The 16872-nt window shown below is 64.7% G+C and carries 16 protein-coding genes and 1 pseudogene; 11 read left to right on the forward strand and 6 right to left on the reverse strand.

The window, feature by feature from the left end:
* Nucleotides 1-33: 33 nt before the first annotated feature.
* From ACVWZ4_RS18455 to ACVWZ4_RS18475, 5 genes are all read left to right on the forward strand, one after another.
* A complete protein-coding gene (locus ACVWZ4_RS18455) occupies nt 34-981 on the forward strand; it encodes a branched-chain amino acid ABC transporter permease (RefSeq protein WP_456740908.1) in 948 nt (315 codons plus the stop codon).
* Nucleotides 978-2267, forward strand: a complete 1290-nt coding sequence (locus ACVWZ4_RS18460; protein WP_456740909.1) for a branched-chain amino acid ABC transporter permease — start codon at nt 978-980, stop codon at nt 2265-2267. Before ACVWZ4_RS18455 ends, ACVWZ4_RS18460 begins: the two co-directional genes overlap by 4 nt.
* Nucleotides 2268-2275: 8 nt before the next feature.
* Nucleotides 2276-3025, forward strand: coding sequence for an ABC transporter ATP-binding protein (locus tag ACVWZ4_RS18465; RefSeq protein ID WP_456742234.1), 750 nt, complete (start codon nt 2276-2278; stop codon nt 3023-3025).
* The gene (locus ACVWZ4_RS18470; protein WP_456699407.1) at nt 3025-3720 is read left to right on the forward strand and encodes an ABC transporter ATP-binding protein; all 696 of its coding nucleotides are present in this window, start codon (nt 3025-3027) and stop codon (nt 3718-3720) included. The genes ACVWZ4_RS18465 and ACVWZ4_RS18470 overlap by 1 nt, the downstream gene beginning before the upstream one ends.
* A 292-nt stretch (nt 3721-4012) precedes the next feature.
* Nucleotides 4013-5572: a L,D-transpeptidase family protein gene (locus tag ACVWZ4_RS18475; protein WP_456740910.1), complete on the forward strand. Its 1560-nt coding sequence runs from the start codon at nt 4013-4015 to the stop codon at nt 5570-5572.
* Nucleotides 5573-5599: 27 nt separating this feature from the next.
* Here the strand turns inward: ACVWZ4_RS18475 and ACVWZ4_RS18480 are convergent, their stop codons facing one another.
* Together ACVWZ4_RS18480 and ACVWZ4_RS18485 are read right to left on the reverse strand one after the other, a co-directional pair.
* Nucleotides 5600-6412: a class I SAM-dependent methyltransferase gene (locus ACVWZ4_RS18480; protein ID WP_456737418.1), complete on the reverse strand. Its 813-nt coding sequence runs from the start codon at nt 6410-6412 to the stop codon at nt 5600-5602.
* A gap of 102 nt (nt 6413-6514) precedes the next feature.
* Complete coding sequence (locus ACVWZ4_RS18485) at nt 6515-7054, reverse strand: VOC family protein (RefSeq protein WP_456737419.1); 540 nt, start codon at nt 7052-7054, stop codon at nt 6515-6517.
* 114 nt (nt 7055-7168) lie between these two features.
* Here ACVWZ4_RS18485 and ACVWZ4_RS18490 point away from each other — a divergent pair, with 114 nt between their 5' ends.
* The 4 genes and pseudogenes from ACVWZ4_RS18490 (at nt 7169) to ACVWZ4_RS18505 (ending at nt 10546) form a co-directional block, all read left to right on the forward strand.
* Entirely contained in the window at nt 7169-7720 is a 552-nt protein-coding gene (locus ACVWZ4_RS18490; protein ID WP_456699403.1) for a carboxymuconolactone decarboxylase family protein, read from the forward strand.
* 41 nt (nt 7721-7761) lie between these two features.
* Nucleotides 7762-8346 carry a HutD/Ves family protein gene (locus ACVWZ4_RS18495; RefSeq protein WP_456763734.1) on the forward strand — a complete coding sequence of 195 codons (585 nt, stop codon included), beginning with the start codon at nt 7762-7764 and terminating at the stop codon, nt 8344-8346.
* Between the two features lie 100 nt (nt 8347-8446).
* A pseudogene (locus ACVWZ4_RS18500) lies at nt 8447-9653 on the forward strand (adenylate/guanylate cyclase domain-containing protein).
* Between the two features lie 95 nt (nt 9654-9748).
* Nucleotides 9749-10546, forward strand: a complete 798-nt coding sequence (locus ACVWZ4_RS18505; RefSeq protein WP_456705072.1) for an adenylate/guanylate cyclase domain-containing protein — start codon at nt 9749-9751, stop codon at nt 10544-10546.
* A 100-nt stretch (nt 10547-10646) separates the two neighbouring features.
* Here the strand turns inward: ACVWZ4_RS18505 and ACVWZ4_RS18510 are convergent, their stop codons facing one another.
* The 3 genes from ACVWZ4_RS18510 to ACVWZ4_RS18520 all read right to left on the reverse strand — a co-directional run bounded on the left by ACVWZ4_RS18510 (nt 10647) and on the right by ACVWZ4_RS18520 (nt 13010).
* A complete protein-coding gene (locus ACVWZ4_RS18510; protein WP_456699401.1) occupies nt 10647-10967 on the reverse strand; it encodes a hypothetical protein in 321 nt (106 codons plus the stop codon).
* 94 nt (nt 10968-11061) lie between these two features.
* Nucleotides 11062-12078 (reverse strand): alpha/beta hydrolase, encoded by a 1017-nt coding sequence (locus ACVWZ4_RS18515; RefSeq protein WP_456740912.1) that lies wholly within the window; start codon nt 12076-12078, stop codon nt 11062-11064.
* A 17-nt stretch (nt 12079-12095) separates the two neighbouring features.
* On the reverse strand, nt 12096-13010 hold the full coding sequence (locus ACVWZ4_RS18520; RefSeq protein ID WP_456699399.1) for an MBL fold metallo-hydrolase: 915 nt from the start codon (nt 13008-13010) through the stop codon (nt 12096-12098).
* 250 nt (nt 13011-13260) lie between these two features.
* On the opposite strand from ACVWZ4_RS18520, the gene ACVWZ4_RS18525 reads away from it, so the two are divergent.
* Complete coding sequence (locus tag ACVWZ4_RS18525) at nt 13261-14208, forward strand: LysR family transcriptional regulator (RefSeq protein ID WP_456740913.1); 948 nt, start codon at nt 13261-13263, stop codon at nt 14206-14208.
* Nucleotides 14209-14243: 35 nt separating this feature from the next.
* Here the strand turns inward: ACVWZ4_RS18525 and ACVWZ4_RS18530 are convergent, their stop codons facing one another.
* Entirely contained in the window at nt 14244-15272 is a 1029-nt protein-coding gene (locus tag ACVWZ4_RS18530; protein ID WP_456740914.1) for a glycosyltransferase family 2 protein, read from the reverse strand.
* Between the two features lie 261 nt (nt 15273-15533).
* On the opposite strand from ACVWZ4_RS18530, the gene ACVWZ4_RS18535 reads away from it, so the two are divergent.
* Nucleotides 15534-16853: an O-antigen ligase family protein gene (locus ACVWZ4_RS18535; RefSeq protein WP_456740915.1), complete on the forward strand. Its 1320-nt coding sequence runs from the start codon at nt 15534-15536 to the stop codon at nt 16851-16853.
* Nucleotides 16854-16872: the final 19 nt, after the last annotated feature.

The following is a 16872-nucleotide window of genomic DNA, read 5'->3' on the forward strand; positions in this document are numbered from 1 at the left end:
GGCCCGGCGGCACCGGATAGCCATGAGTGCGCTGTGCTTGAACTCATTGTCATTTCGACCCTGAACGGCGTGCTGTTCGGCATGCTGCTGTTTCTGCTGTCGAGCGGGCTGACCGTGATCTTCAGCATGATGGGCGTGCTCAACTTCGCCCATGCCAGCTTCTACATGCTCGGCGCCTTCTTCGGCTTCCAGCTCACGAAATGGATCGGCTTCTGGCCGGCGCTGGTGCTGGCCCCGCTGCTGGTCGGCGCCATCGGCATGGCGGTGGAGCGCTATGGCCTGCGCAACACCCACAAGCACGGCCATGTCGCCGAGCTCTTGCTGACGTTTGGTCTGGCGTTCGCGATCGAGGAGATCGTCTCGATGATCTGGGGCAAGAGCCCGCTCGACTATCGCGTGCCGGCGCTGCTCGATTTCCCGGCCTTCACGATCTTCTCGACCAACTATCCCGCCTACAAGATCTTCATGCTGGCGGTGTCGGTCATCATCTTCGTGGTGCTGCTGATCGTGCTCAAGCGCACCCGCGTCGGCCTCATCGTGCAGGCGGCGCTGACGCATCCGCACATGGTCGGGCATCTCGGCCACAATGTCGGACGCGTCTTCATGGCGGTGTTCGGGGTCGGTAGCGCGCTGGCCGGCCTTGCCGGCGTCATTGCAGGTCCTGCTTTGGTGACGCAGTCCGACATGGCCGCCTCGCTCGGCCCCATCCTGTTCGTGGTCATCGTGTTCGGCGGGCTCGGCTCGTTGCCTGGGGCCTTCATCGCCTCGCTCGTCATCGGACTGGTCCAGACCTTCGCAGTGGCGCTCGATGGCTCGCTGGCGAGTGCCTTCGGCCCGCTCGATCCGTCCTCGGGTCCCTCCGTTCTCACCGATATCTGGAACGTCACGATCGCGCAGGTCGCACCCATCGTTCCCTATGTCCTGCTGGTGCTCATTCTGATCGTACGCCCCATGGGCCTGATGGGGACGCGTGAAACATGACCACTGCCGCGACCTCGACCTCCAAAATGGCGGCAGAGCCCGCTGCCGGCCTGCGCTTCTACGGCGTCTGGCTGCTCGGCATGCTCGCGCTGATCGTGCTGCCGATGATTTTCCCGTCGGGCGGCTCGCTGACCTCGTTCAGCCTGATCGGCATCGCGATCGTGTTCGCGCTGTCCTACAACATCCTGCTTGGCCAGACCGGCCTGCTCTCGTTCGGCCACGCCGTGCACTATGGGCTCGGCGGTTTCGCCGCGTGCCACATGATGAATGCGGTGGTGTCGCATGGCTGGCCGATCCCGCTGCCGTTCATCCCGTTGTTCGGCGGGCTCGGCGGCCTCGCCTTTGCCGTCATCATCGGCTGGGTCATGACCAAGCGCGCCGGCACGGTGTTTGCGATGATCTCGCTCGGCATCGGTGAACTCGTGGCGTCCTCCTCGCTGATCCTGCGCTCGGTGTTCGGCGGCGAGTCCGGCATCACCACGGACCGCACCGCGCTGCCGAAGATGCTGGGCTGGTCGTTCGGACCGCAGCTTCAGGTCTATTACCTGATCGCGTTCTGGCTCGTGCTGTCGGCGATCGCGATGTACGCGCTGACGCGGACGCCGCTCGGGCGGATCTGCAACGCAGTCCGCGACAATCCGGAGCGCGTCCAGTTCATCGGCTACGATCCGCACGTCGTGCGCTACATCGCCTTCTGCTTTGCCGGGTTCTTCGCCGGCATCGCCGGTGGTCTGGCCGCGATCAACTTCGAGATCGCGAACTCCGCCTATCTCGGCGCGATCCAGTCCGGCCTCGTGCTGTTCTCGACCTTCATCGGCGGTACCGCATTCTTCTTCGGCCCGATCCTGGGCGCCATCCTCGTCACCTATCTGCAACTGGGGCTGACCAATCTCACCACGGCCTGGCAGCTCTATTTCGGCATCATCTTCATCGGCATCGTGATGTACTCGCCGGGCGGCATTGCCGGCCTGGTGATGATGCATCGGCCGCTGATCCGCGCCGGAACGCTGTGGACGGTGATCCCGTCCTATCTCGTCGCTGTGGTCCCGACGGTTGCCCTGGCTTGCGGCGTGATCCTCGCAATCGAGAGCGTCGCGCGTTTCTCCGGCGGCGATCCCATCAACCTGTTCGGCGTCCCCTTTATTGCGACATCGCCGGTGACCTGGCTCGCCGCGGCAATTCTCGTCGGCGGCGGTTTCGTCGTCGCGCGGCTGGCCTGGCGGCGGATCGCGGAGGCATGGGACAAGGCTGCGACGGTGGCGCGTGACCGGGGGTATCTGGCATGAGCGGAGCGATCTCTGCAGCGATCGAAGTCCGTGCCGTCGAAAAGCGCTTCGGCAATGTCGGCATCATCCGCGATCTCAATCTCAGCGTCGCCAAGGGTGAGCGCCATGCCATCATCGGCCCGAACGGCGCAGGCAAGTCGACGACCTTCAACCTGATCAGCGGCCACATCCCGCCGACCTCGGGCGAGGTGAGGCTGAACGGGGATCTGATCTCCGGCCTTCGGCCGTTCGAGATCAACCGCCGCGGCCTGTCGCGCTCGTTCCAGGTCACCAACGTGTTCGCGCGCATGACGGTATGGGAGAACGTCCGTTGCGCCGTGCTGTGGGCGACGGGACAGCGCTACGCGTTCTGGAAGAACGTCGACAGCCTGAGCGAAGTGCGCGAGCGCACGGCCCGGATTCTCGACGATATTCATCTGACGCACCGGCGTGACGTTCCGGCCGGGCTGCTCACCTACGCCGAGCAGCGCGAGCTGGAGATCGGCATCACCATCGCGAGCGGCGCCACCGTCGTCATGCTGGACGAGCCGACCGCGGGCATGAGCCACGCCGAGACCGACCGTGCCGTAGCACTGATCCGCCGGCTGACCGAAGGCAAGACGCTCGTCATCGTCGAGCACGACATGAGCGTCGTGTTCGGTCTCGCCGACCGCATCTCGGTGCTGGTCTACGGCCACATCATCGCCTCGGGCACGCCGGAAGAGATCCGGCGCGATCCCAAGGTCAAGGAAGCCTATCTCGGCGAGGAAGCGCACTGATGCTCGAGGTCAGGGATCTCCACGCCTATTACGGCAAGAGCCACATCCTCCAGGGCGTCGACCTCGACGTCGGCGCCGGGGAGGTCGTGAGCCTGCTGGGTCGCAACGGCGTCGGCCGTTCCACCACGGTCAAGGCGATCATGGGAGAGGTCGCCCCGCAAGGCACGATCCGCTTCAAGGGCAAGGACATCGCGGGCCTGCCGAGCTACAAGATCGCGCGCCTCGGGCTCGGCTATGTGCCTGAACATCGCGATATCTTCCCGAGCCTGACGGTTCGCCAAAATCTCGTGCTCGGTGTCAAGGATACGCGCCGTCCCGGCAAATGGCGCCTCCAGGATATGCTCGACATGTTCCCGAATCTCGCCGCGCGCGCCGATACGGCAGCGGGCGTGCTGTCCGGCGGCGAGAAGCAGATGCTGACGACGTGCCGGACGCTGATGGGCGACCCCGACCTGATCATGATCGACGAGCCCACCGAGGGTCTCGCGCCGCTGATCGTGCAGCAGGTCGGCGATCTCATCGCGCGCATCGCGCAGGCCGGCGTCGCCATTCTCCTGGTCGAGCAGAAGCTGTCGATCGCCATGCGTATCTCCAAGCGCGTCTACATCATGGGCCACGGCCGCGTGGTATTCGAGGGCACGCCTGACGAGCTCAAGGCCAACGCCGCGGTGCGGCAGGAATGGCTCGAGGTTTGACCCGACCAGCACTCCGGCGCGCTGCCGACGCAATTCTCTGTGATTCCGGTCACACCTGTGCCCCCCTCTAAAAGCGGACATTCCGCCGCAGCCCGCCTCTGCCACCGCCGGCTCCGGACAGCTCGGTCGTGAACCGCCTTCCGCCCACGCGGACGCTCGTATAAGAGAGTTTCGTCGCGGAACGGACCGAATATCGCCAAATACGGAACGGATGGTGGCTGCGAATTCTTAATCCAGAGATCGCAATGTGACCGATGATGGACCAAGTGCGGACAGGCAACCGGGGAATGGCATGAAAGACCTGATGACGACGGCGCAGTCCAATCGGGTGATGCGGCGTTGGGGGGGCCCCGGAATTGTGATGTTCGCGGCGGCGGTCGCTCTGGCCGCCCCCAGCCAAATCCTCGCCGCCAAGCAGCCGCGCCAGGCCGCCGAGGCGGTGGCGCCGCGCGAAGCGGGCGAGCCGATCATGGCGATCGTGTCGCTCAAGAGCCAGCAGGTGACCTTCTACGATTCCGAGGGCTGGATCCTGCGTGCGCCGGTCTCGACCGGCACGACCGGACGCGAGACGCCCGCCGGCGTCTTTGCCGTCGTCGAGAAGGACAGGGATCACCACTCGACCATGTATGACGATGCCTGGATGCCGAACATGCAGCGCATTACCTGGAACGGCATCGCGTTGCACGGCGGGCCGCTGCCCGGCTACGCCGCCTCGCACGGCTGCGTGCGCATGCCCTTCGGTTTCGCCGAGAGCCTGTTCGACAAGACCAGCATCGGAATGCGCGTCATCATCTCGCCGAACGACGCCGCTCCGGTCGATTTCTCGCATCCCTCGCTGTTTGTGCCGAGCAAGGAGGCCATCGCTGCGGTTCCGGCGCGTGCCGACAAGCTCTCCGCCGAGGCGGAGGAGGCCATCAGCGCGGCCGATGAAGCCAAGAAGGCCGCCGCAGCGGCAGCGAAGGAGGCGCAATCGCTGCCCGCTTCGCTGCGCAAGCTCGAGCAGCAGAAGGCCCGCGCCGACGCCGAGAACGCCTATGCCGACAAGCTGGTCGCGAACGCCAGGACCGACCAGGCCAAGGCAAAGGCCGACGAGCTGAAGCAGAAGGCTGCGACCAAGGCTACGGATGCCGCAACCCAGCTCGAGGCCGCCAAGGCTGCCGCGCAGCCCAAGCGTGATGCCGTTGCCGCCACCAAGGAGGCCTTCAAGGCCGCCGCGGCCAAGAAGGCCGAGGCCGTGAAGGCCGCGACGGACGCAAAACTCGCGATGGAGCCGGTCTCGGTCTACATCAGCCGTGCAACGCAGAAGCTTTACGTGCGCCGCAACACGCACAAGCCGGCGCCGGATGGCGGTGGCGAGGTGTTCGACAACAGCATCGAGGTTCCCGTCACCATCCGCAATCCCGACGAGCCGCTCGGCACGCACATCTTCACGGCCATGGCGAAGAGCGACAAGGGCCTGCGCTGGAGCGTCGTCTCCATCGACGACGGCGATAGCGCCAAGGACGCGCTCGACCGCATCACCATCCCGCAGGAGGTGTGGGATCGTATCGGGCCGACCGCGTTGCCGCGCTCGTCGATCATCGTCTCGGACGAGCCGCTCAGCGGCGAGACAAACTACCGCACGGAGTTCGTCGCGGTGCTGAGCAACCATCCGCAAGGCGGCTTCATCACCCGCAAGCCGACCGCGCCGCCGGTGGAAATGGCGAGCGACGATGGCTGGGGCGGCGGCTACGGCGGAAACGGCTTCTTCTTCTTTGGGCAGCGCGATCCGCAACCCGTCAGTCCGCGCCGCCGTGCCGGCCAGTACCAGTACTTTCAGCCGCCACAGCCGATGCAGCGGAGCTTCTGGTAAGCGCCTGATGAGGTCCACGGCCTCGCTTCACGGCCGTGCCGTGATCACCAAGGCCTGAATCTTCGCCTCAACCGGCCCCGAGCCGTGGCGTTTTCGGATCGCCTCGGCAACGGCGTCGGTCGCGGCCTCGAGCTTGCTTGCATCCCTGGCCTCGATTTCGCCGCGCAGCGGCGTGCCCTGGCAATACGCGATCGCGACATAGTCAGCGCTCGGCCCGCGGCTCATCGCCGTCAGCGTCTCGATCGAGATAGCCTTGAAGCCCGCGCGTTCGAGATCGGCCTTGATGACGGCCTTGTCGTGATAGCCGTGCGGCGTCCGCGCCAGGAACAGCGGCGGATTGTCGGGAAACATCTTGCCGAGCGCGACGGTCGCATCATCCGCGAACATATTGTCCTCGATGCGGTCCCAGACACTGAACAGGTAGGTACCACCAGGCTTCAACACCCGCTGCGCCTCGGCGTAACCTTTGCTGCGATCCGGAAAGAACATGGCGCCGAACTGGCAGCAGACGACGTCGAACGTGGAATCGTCGAAGGGCAGGGCCAGCGCATCGGCCTGACGCCAGGACATGCGGGGATCTTCCCCCTGACGCTGCTTTGCGACCGCGAGCATCGGCTCGTTGAGGTCAGTCGCGACATAGCGGATATCGGCAGGCAGCCGTGCCGCCACGGCGCGCGTCACCGCCCCGGTGCCTGCTGCGATCTCGAGCAGGTCCGTGGGCGACAGCGCGGCGATGCGTCTGGCAAGGTCGTCGGCATAGACGGAGAAGATCAGCGGAACCAGATATTCGTCGTAGAGTATTGGGACCGAGCCGGCGAAAACCTTGTCAGTCGCAGACATGCTTGCCTCGCCGAATTCTGGGACGGGATGGGGGACACGCTAGCACGGATCGCGCGGCCGGCAACGGCGTGGCTCGTCCTGTCGTTCGGCGAGCGAGGAAGCCTATGACGCCGCGCCACCGACTTCTCGGATCGGCCGCGTGCCGTCCCAGCTCAAAGCCGCCTGCCTTATCTTTTCGAAGAACGGTCCCTTGGTGCCGCTGATGTCGGAGATCTCGATGATCGTGCCCGGATGCGCCTGCGTGTCGAAATAGGCGAAGCGTCCCTTGTCACCGCCGATCTGGCCCTCGTGGCCGATCCTGTAGCCGAGCCCGATCGCCTTGTCGTAGAGCGCCTGGTAGTGGTGGCTCCAGTACGACATGTGCTGGAGGCCTTCATGGCCGGCGTCCAGAAACTCCTTGTAAAGCGAAGGCGCATCGTTGCGCTGCTGGATCAGCTCGATCTGGAGATCGCCGGAATTGGCGAGCGCAATGCTCATCTCGACGAAAGAGTCCTGGCCGCGATGACGGAACCAGTCGGTCTTGACCCGGTCCATGTAATACCAGGGACCGACGCCCATCACGTCGATCCAGTGCGTCATCGCGGCGTGGATGTCCCGCACCACATATCCGTTCTGGCGCACCGCGCCGAAGATGCGGCTCATGCCCGCGCTCCCGGTGTCGACCCGCTCACTTGAGCTCGATCGTCGCGGCGGTTGACTAGCGAAACGATCGGTCGTTAGTCAACAGGCATGGCTGTCCACCCAAGGGAGAAAACCGTGGCAAGGCTGCCCCTGATTGATCCGGAGACGACGAGCGGCGACATCCGTGCCGCCTTCGACCGCATGCCGGTCAAGCTCAACATCTTTCGCATGATGGCCCATGCCGAGGCCAACATGATCCCGGCGATGCGTCTCGGCCATTCGATCCTGCACAAGCAGAAGCTCTCCGCCGTCAACCGCGAGCTTTTGATCTTGCAGGCCGCCCAGCTCGAAGGCGGCGCCTATGAGTGGCGCCAGCATGTGCCGATCGCGCTCGGCGTCGGCTGCACGCAGGCCCAGGTCGATGCGGTGGGACGCGGCGATTACAGTGCCGCAGCGCTGAACGAGGCGGAGCGAGCCTTGCTGACATTCGGCCGCGAGGTGATCGAGAACGTCCGCGTGCCCGACGCGATCTTCGCGGCTGCTCGCGCACATTTCAGCGATCAGGAGATCGTCGAGTCCATCGTCACGCTCGGCTTCTACATGATGATGGCGCGCGTTACGGAGGCGACCGAAACCGATCTCGATCCCGCGGCCGGCATGAAGGTCTATGACAGCGGCAGGAAATAGCCGCTGAGATGACGGAGGCATTCGTTCCCGTGGGCGATCACATGAAAACCACGCTGCTGAAATCCGAAGACTACACCCGCTCGCCATGGAAGAACGGTGGTGGCATCTTGACCGATATCGCGGATGCGCATCGGCCCGGTACGACCGAGAAGGATTGGGACAGCCTGCTGTGGCGCTTTGCTGCCACGCCGATCGTGGCGCCGGGCCCGTTCTCCCACATGCCTGATATCGATCGCCTGCAGATGGTGGTCGGCGGGCGCGGGCTGGTGCTGAAAGCGCCGGGGCAGCAATTCGACGAGCGCGAACCGTTCACCACCGTCCGCTTCGCAGGCGAGATGGAGATCGTGACGGAGCTCGAAGCCGGCCCGGTCGAGGTCGTCAATCTGATGGCGCGGCGCGGTGCGGCGGAGATCGAGCTTTTGGCGCTCCGGGAGCCCTGCGAGCGGCCGCTCACCGCCGGTACCCATCTGGTCTATGCGGTATCAGGCGATTGCGGCATTGGTCTCGATAGCGAGGCATTTGTCATTCCCGGCGGCAGCACACTGAAGCTCGAGCTCACCGCGGCGTCCAGGTTGACGCTCGTTTCGGGGTTGGCTGTGCTGGGGTCGATCCGGCTGGTCGGCTAGGTGACGATCCTTTCGGGTGCGAACAATCCGTGCAACTGGCCAGGTTGACGCGGCCGATCCGGAACACGATATCTGCGGGGATGATGATGAAGGCCAGGATATGAACGCGCCAGACAGGATTCCCGCCGCCACGCATGCCGCCGGCGTCGTCGATTGGCTGACCAACGGCACGCGCGACCAGCGCTTCATCGACAACATCTTTGCCGAAATGTGCATCCGCCTCCAGCAGGCCGGCATTCCCCTCAAGCGGGCGACGCTTCATGTCCAGATCCAGCATCCGCAATGGCTTGGGGGCCCGCATCATGTGGTCCGACGGCATGCGCGAGGCCGAGATCGGGCGGGTCGACTTCGATGTGAGGGAGCGCTCGGAATATATCGGCAGCCCCGCCAACGAGCTGATCGATGGCGCCACTGAAGTGCGCGAGAATCTCGAACGCGATCCGGCACTCGGCCGCAAGCATGCGCTCTATGACGAGATGCGGGCCAAGGGCCTCACCGACTACGTCGCCTGGCCGCTCTACCACACGCTTGGCAAGCGCCATCTCATCACGTTCGCGACCGACAGGCCCGGCGGTTTCGACGATTCGCACCTCGCCGCTCTCAAGAGTGTGCTGCCGGTGCTGGCGCTGGTCAGCGAGATCCGCATCAAGAACCGCCTGGCCCGCACGCTGCTGGAGACCTATGTCGGGTCCCATGCCGGTGAGCTGATTCTCGCCGGTGCCACACGGCGCGGCACCGGCACGACGGTGCGCGCCGCGATCATGATCTGCGACTTGCGCGATTTCACGAAGATCTCCGACAACTGGCCGCGCGACGACGTCATCGATCTGCTCAACGATTATTTCGACGCGATGTCCGAGCCGATCGCGCGGCATGGCGGCGAGATCCTGAAGTTCATCGGCGACGGCCTGCTCGCGATCTTTCCGCTCAGCCAGCCCAAGGCCTGTGCCAATCTCTTGCGCGCCGTCACCGAGGCCCGTCAGGCGATGGCTGCGCTGAACGAGCGCAACCAGGGCACGGGCCGTGCGCCGCTGAACTACGGCATCGGCGTCCATGTCGGGGACGTCATGTACGGCAATATCGGTTCGACCAGCCGGCTCGACTTCACCGTGATCGGTCCCGCCGTCAACATGGCCTCGCGGCTCGAGGCGCTCACCAAGCAGGTCGGCAAGCCGGTGCTGCTGTCGCGCGACTTTGCCGAACTGGTCACGCCGGAGTTTGCGCTCGAGCGTGTCGGCCAGCACGCCGTCCGCGGCTTCAGCGAGCCGATCGAGCTGTTTGCGTTTGAGGCCGGCGCGGGGGCGTAACGGCAGCACTGCTCAGGCGCGCGCTGTTGCCAAGGCGCGAGCGTCCAACTACGCTCCAGGTCCGCAGAATGGTCCAGCGGTTGGCCCGCAAGCTCATGCCCAAATTCCTCCGCATCGGTCTTCATCAGTCGAACGTATCAGGATACACGTCGAAGGCGTGGTGTGTGCGGCGGGTCGGCTCGGCGGTGTTCCTGAAATGGGGCGCTGTTGAGGTTCAGGGCGCAGGCAAGAGCCGCAAGGTTTACTGGACGCATCTGCCGCAGGAGAAGACGATCCGTTGCGGTACCGCGCAGCGCGCCAGGGATTACACCAAGTCCGCGATCGCGCGACGGCGCAGCCATGACTATGAACCGCTAAGCGGTGCCATCGTGGCCCGGCGCAAATCCGCCAATGGCAGCGCCGAGCTCAAGCAGGCGCTCGCCACGATCCTGATCGTCGACATCGTGGGCTCCACGGCAAAGGCCGCCAAGCTCGGCGATGCGCGCTGGACCAAGGTGATGGGCCTCTATTACGCCGCGGTCCGCAAGGAGCTGAAGTCGTCGCGCGGCAAGGAAGTCGTGACGACCGGCGACGGCGTGCTCGCGACCTTCAAGGCGCCGACCGCCGGCATCAATTGCGCGACCGCGATCCGCAAGGCCGTGCGCACGCTCGGCCTCGACATCAGGGTCGGCCTGCACGCCGGCGAATACACGATCAGCGGCGGCGAGATGGTCGGTCTCGCCTTCCACATCGGCACCCGCGTTGCCGCCAAGGCGCGCGCCGGCGAGGTCCTGATCTCGAGCGCGGTGAAGGACCTGCTCGCAGCGCAATCCCAAATCCGCCTCAGGGATCACGGCAGCCACCAGCTCAAGGGCGTGCCGGCGCGGTGGCGGTTGTATCGGGTGGAGGGTTGAAGGGGGCCTCTCCACTCGCCAAGACCCTGGCCCCGTAAGCCCGTTGCGGTCCTCGTCCAACGAAAGAGACCGCCTTGACGGCGGCCTCTCTCCTCTCTTCTCACCAGCGATCGGGACCAACGCCGATCGTGACGCCCGGGCCGTCATATCCATATCCGCGATCGTAGTAGCCGCGGTCATAATAGCCGCGGGCCGGCGCCTGATAATAGCCGTAGCTGTCGCGCCACCTCGCGTGGCGGTGGTGGCGACAATCTCCCACGCCGGCCATCAACTGACCGCCGCTCATGGCGGGACCCTCTGCGCCGACGGCGTAGCTGCCTGAGCTCGTGCAGGGACCAGGGCCTTGCGCGAAGCTCGGGGTTGCCACCGCACTCGCCGCGACGACCGCCGCGATGATGCCAATGCTTGGAACGATCTTCATGTCCATCCTCCAGTTTTGAACACGGACCAACGACGCGCCGCCGTCGACGTTCCTGCAACGGGCTCGGTTCCACCGACGTTCTGGATCCGGTGCATCAACTGGATGACGGAGTTCCCTGGGTGTCGCGCTCGGCCAGGAACTGACTGATGGCGTCGAAGGCCTGCATACGGTTCTTTTCCAGAAGCACCATATGGGTGCCTTCGCCGATCTCCACCCAACGCCGGTATGGCGCCGCTGTGAGCGAGCGGAAGAAATCCTGGGTCGAGGCCGTGGTCACGTCGCGGTCCCATTCGGCGTGAACGAGCAGCACCGGAACGCGAATGTCATGCGCGTCATAGAACGCTTTGCCGGCGCCCCAGTAATCGCGGATATCCTGGATCGGACCGTTCACCGCGCGCATCACGCGAGGGCGCCCGGCGTTGCCTTGTGGATCTGTTGCGAGCGAGGCCTCGGCCCAGCGCTCGAACCAGCCCTCCGGGATCAGGTTCACGCGGGCGGCTTCCGGCGCAGCCGCGAGCCAGCGCTCCCTGAAATCGAGCACGGGGACCTTGCGGTAGGCGCCGAGCGCGCCGCCGGAATCGATCGGAGCGGGGGCGTTCAGCAGCCACAGCGGCGCGATCAGTGCGAGCTTTTGGACCTTCTCGTTATTGTCAGCGGTATAGGCACCGGCGACCGATCCGCCCCAGGACATCGCGACGAGATTCAGGCGCGGGATGCCGCGACGTGCAAGGATATGCTCGACCGCGCTGGCGAGGTCGCGCACCGCGACATCGGTGCGAACAAGGGGCGCCGAGTCCTGCGCTGGCGCGTCCATCTCCGGCGGCCGGGTCGATCCGCCATAGCCGCGCACGTCGAGCGCGAAGACATCGTAGCCCTGGGCGGCGAGATGATCCATGAAGGACCGGCCGCCAAGCGGCACATCGAAAAGGCTTGCCGAGGAATAGGTCGCGCCATGAACCAGCAAGACGGTCCGCTCGGCAGGGAAACTCTTTTGTGCCCTAGCGCGCTTGTTGCGAAGGTGAAGCGAAATGCCGACGGTGTCGCTCGGGATCATGAAATCCTCGACCACGAGGTCGGGTTTGTATCCTTGTGCAAGAACGTTCTGGTCCATCGTCATTCTCCTTTCAGTCAGAGGAATTGCCAGGCGAAGCGCTCGCCGCTGCGGGTGATGCGGCCGGCGGAGGACTGCGCGAAATGGGTGGTGAAGACGGTCGCGCCGCTCTCGGCCGCGTCTTCGAGCACGATGTTGCGCGAGCGGAGCGCCGCTTCCGGGAATTCGCAGAAGCAGGAATTGAGCGACGGCTCGTAGACCTGCAGTGGGTGGTGCATCACGTCGCCCGCGAACAGCGCTCTCTCGCCGCGCGACACGAGACGGATGGAGGCATGGTCGATGCTATGGCCTGGCGTCGCGGTGAACGAAATTCCCTCAAGGACCTCGCTGCCATCGACCGTCACCAGCCGCGCCAGGCCGGCATCGATCACCGGCCGCACGCTGTCGTCATAGACGCGATCGGCGGGCTTTCGCAGGGCAGGGCCCAATGCGGGATCCGCTGCCGGCTCGTCGCCATTAGCCAGGCTCTCGCCATAGGCCTGCTCGATACGAGAGAAGATGTAGCTCGCATTGGGGAACGTCGGCATCCAGCGACCATCGACGAGCCTCGTGTTCCAGCCGACATGATCGGCGTGAACGTGGGTGAGGAGCACGTAGTCGACATCTTCAGGCGTGATGCCCGCAGCTGCGAGCCGCGCGAGGAAAGGTTCGTTGAGCCGGTGCAGCGGCGGTATGTCGGGCCTGTTCTTGTCGTTGCCGGTGGCCGTATCGATCAGGATCGTGTGGTGCGGCGTTTTGACGAGCCAACTATGGATACTCTGGATGAATGTGCCGGTCGCAGGATCGAATGAACCTGCCTCGAGCCGCGCCTGCCGGCGCTGCAGTGCCTCCGGGTCCGCGCCGGGATAGAGCGCGTCGAACTGAAAGGCTGCCAACGCCAATTCGTCGATCCGCGTGATGGCTGCATCGCCGATGTGATAAGTCTTCGTCACTGAGCCGTCCTCCGCTTCGATCGGCGCCCGGCGCGGCGTGATTGCCGACGTCCCGGACCTGCCGCCGTGGCTGTGAGGTACGAGCCGGGCTGCGCTCGCGGGAGGGCGGTCGGCTCGATACGTCTCATCGATGCCGGTGATATCCGGTCTTCCGGCGGTCTGCCTTTTCATGGCCGCGTGAAGGCCTTAAGCCTTTCTCTTCGCGGCTCATTCGGCCGCGCTTGTTCGCCCTCAGACGGAGGATGCATCGATGGCGGATGTCGAACGCAGTCCGGGCCGGCCGGCCGATGATTCCGATCTCGCCGAGATCGACCTCGGCCTGCTGCTCGCTCTGGAGGCGCTGCTGCGCGAGCGCAACGTCACGCGCGCGGCGTCGCGGCTGAACATCGGGCAGCCGGCGCTGTCGGCCCGGCTGAACCGGCTGCGGCAGGTATTCGCCGACCAGCTGTTCGTGCCTGCGGCGGCGGGCCGCGGCGTGGTGCCGACGACGCGGGCCATGGAGCTGCAGACGGAACTTGCCGAGGTGCTCGGCAGGCTGCGCCGGATGGTGGAGGGACCGGCCGCCTTCGATCCCGCAAGAGACCAGCGCACCTTTGTCGTTGCCATTCACGAGAATCCGGCCGTGACGCTGGCGCCAGGTTTCGTTGCGCAGCTAACGGCGATGGCTCCGCGCACGCGGCTCGCGCTCGTCCACCCCACGCCCGACATCGTCGATCGTCTCGAACGTGGCGAGATCGATATTCTGGTCACGGGCACCGACCGGATCAGCGGCGAGCTGATGCAGCGACCGCTGTTCGAGGACAGCTTCCTCACCGCGCAACGGAAGGGCCACCCGCGCGGAACAGGCCCGCTCGGTCTCGACACGTTTTGTGAGCTCGACCATCTGCTGATCTCCGCGGACGGCGGCGGCTTTGCCGGTCTGGTCGACGACGCGCTGAGCGCGCTCGGCCGCTCCAGGCGCGTCGCCGTCTCGATCCAGACCTATGCGCTGGCGCCGGTCATCCTTGCGCACAGCGATTGCATCTGCACCCTGCCGCGGCGATTTCTGATGCGCTTCGCCCACGAGCTCGATCTCATCCCTCCGCCGCTCGATCTGCCGCCCGCACGCATCCTCGCGCTATGGCACCCGCGCAACCAGGAGGACGCAGGTCATGCCTGGTTGCGCGACCGCCTCTATCAGGCGGCTGCCGCCAATTGAGTGCGAGCGCGCGTCGGGCGGTGAGGTGTGGATGCTTAGCTCGACAGCAGCGCACGTGCGGCGCGGGCAAGGCGGCGGCCGACGGTCTTCTGCCGAAGTGCCTCCGTCCAGTCGAACATGCTTGAATTGACATCATAGTCGCCGCGCTGGGCGTCCGGTATGGCGCCGGCCACGATTCGTGCGATCAGATGTGGCAATTCCCGATAGAATCTATCCGTGCGATACGGTGGATGGAGCGAGTAGAGCCCGGCTCCTGAACCGAGAAGGTCTATGCGGGAAAGCCCGTTGCGGATCATGGCGGCGGAGATGATCTCCTCGGCCGGCATCGTCAGTGGCGACTGTCGAAACAATTTTGCGCGGAGCCGGCGCCGGAGATCGGGACGGACCAGGCCCAGTGCGCCGATCGACGCATCGAATTTGTTCTGATCGAGAACGAAGATCCGCGTGCTCACGGTACGGAAGCGGTAGGCCGGGTAGGCGGTGGCCAGCCGCTCGGGCGGTTGGATATCGGTCAGCCCCGGGAACGCTCCATGCAAATCGCCGAGTGTGCCGTCAGCGCGGGGCGGACCTGGAAGTGGTCCGGCGAACAGCGCGTCCGGCGTCGTCTTCAGCCAGCCGATCGCCTCCTCAAGCCAGACCTGGCTGCCGCCGCCGAACAGCATGTCGCTGTCCATATGAACCACATAGTCCGCGTTCGCCTTCAGCAGGCCGTAGAAATAGGCATGGAACGGTCCGCCATCGAAGGCCTTTTCCGGATAGGCACGACTTCCGGAGAAATAACGTTGCCGCACGGACTCCAGCGCCACCCGCGAATAGTCCACCTCGGAAATTTCCGCCTTCGGTGACTTTCGTGCGATGGCCTCCAGCAGTGCAAACAGGCGCCCGCGGCTCTCCTCGTAGGCGTCGCCGGTGTAGCGGCCGCTCCTGCTCTGCCTGGTGTCGACGGTGAAGACGATGCGATCAACCTGATCGCCCCATACTTCGAGTTGATGCGGAAGCGTGTGGACCGCATGGCGCACGTCCAGCGGATGCAAATTGATCTGAAGCGCGGATCTGACCTGCATCTCATCTTTCCTCGCCGCTGAACTGATCGACCAGCTAATTTTACCAAGGAAGGCCTTCTGCAGAAGCCAATTCGCACTGCTTCGTTAACAAACCGCGGCAGATCGCTAACCCGGTCGGAGTTGCTCGACCGCGGCCGGCGGATCGCCGGGGCCGTTCAATCCGCTCAGCGCCGAAAAGATCAAAAATTGACGTTCGGTTAACAAGGCTGCGGTAACCATCGATGTCCTTACCCTGATCGTGACCGAGAGGAACCGCCGCGGATGCAAGGCGCCGAACTGGCTGACGGGCACGATCGAGGCTTCGCTGAAGCCGTGCGGACGGCGCTGGCAAAGCTACAGGTCCTCGATTGCCTCCGCTGCGCCGTGGTCGTGGCAACCTTGCTCTGTGTGCTGGTCACACTCGAGCCGTTCAAGGATTTGACCGTCATCGACGATGCCGCGGGCAAGCTCGCCGCCACCTATCTTTGCTTCGCCGTCCTCGCAGTGATGGGTGTGCTGCTGTCGGTACCGCGAAATGTCGCGGCCTTCAGGACGCTCTGGACGCCCCTGCATCTATGTTTCCTCGCCTGGATGGCACTCAATATCCTTCTTTCCGAAAATCCGGCGATCTCGCTGCAGCGATTTGCCTTGACCGCGAGCGTCATGTCGCTCGCCGTCATGATGCCCCTGCTGCCCCCGAGCCTCAGGTCCTTCAACCTATGCTTCGCGGTGGCGGCAATCGGCCTCCTGCTGCTCTGCTATCTCGGGGTGATGCTGGCGCCCGGTGTTTCAGTCCACAATGCAGCTGATGCGGCAGAGCCGGGGCTCGCGGGCGACTGGCGAGGAACTTTCGAGCACAAGAACGTCGCCTCGCCCGTCATGGCGATCCTGGTTTATTTTGGCGCGTATCTGATCTCGGCGGGAGCGTTTCTATCCGGACCGGCAATCCTTGGTCTTGCCGCCATCTTCCTGTTCTTTACGGGCGGGAAGACGGCGAGCATGCTTTGCCTGGTCGTCTGGGCTGTGGCGTCGGTGGTCGGGGCAACGAAGGGCTTCTGGCAGAAATGCGCGATCTGTTTCGTGCCGCTACTTCTGATGAATCTGCTGACCGTCGGCAGCGTCGCCATCCCGCAACTGACACCGCTCACCAACGCGCTTCCCATCGATACGACCTTTACCGGGCGCACCGAAGTCTGGGAGTTCGCGCTGGGCGCGGTTGCCGCAAGGCCCTTCGCTGGCCACGGCTATGCGGCTTTCTGGGACGGCGTCAAGGACAAGAAGACCGAGCAGGGGTCCGAATGGGTGGCCACTGCGGCCCACAGCCACAACAGCTACCTCGATCTCGCCGTCACCATCGGCTTGCCGGGGTTGATTCTCGTCGTTCTCATATTCGTATGCGCGCCCCTGAAGAATTTCCACGTGGTCCAGAGCCGTGGCACCGGCCAATCCCTCGCCCGGTTTTGCCTGGTGGTGTGGCTCTTCGGACTTTACTACGGGACGACGGAAACGTTCTTGCTCGACCGCCAGAATCCGATGTGGTTCATGTTCGTGGTCGCAGTCGTCGGCTTGCATTTTCTCGCGCGATTTGGCGTGAGATCTTGAACCCCATGCTGTCCTGCCC

Source organism: Bradyrhizobium sp. USDA 4472 (genome assembly GCF_054058595.1).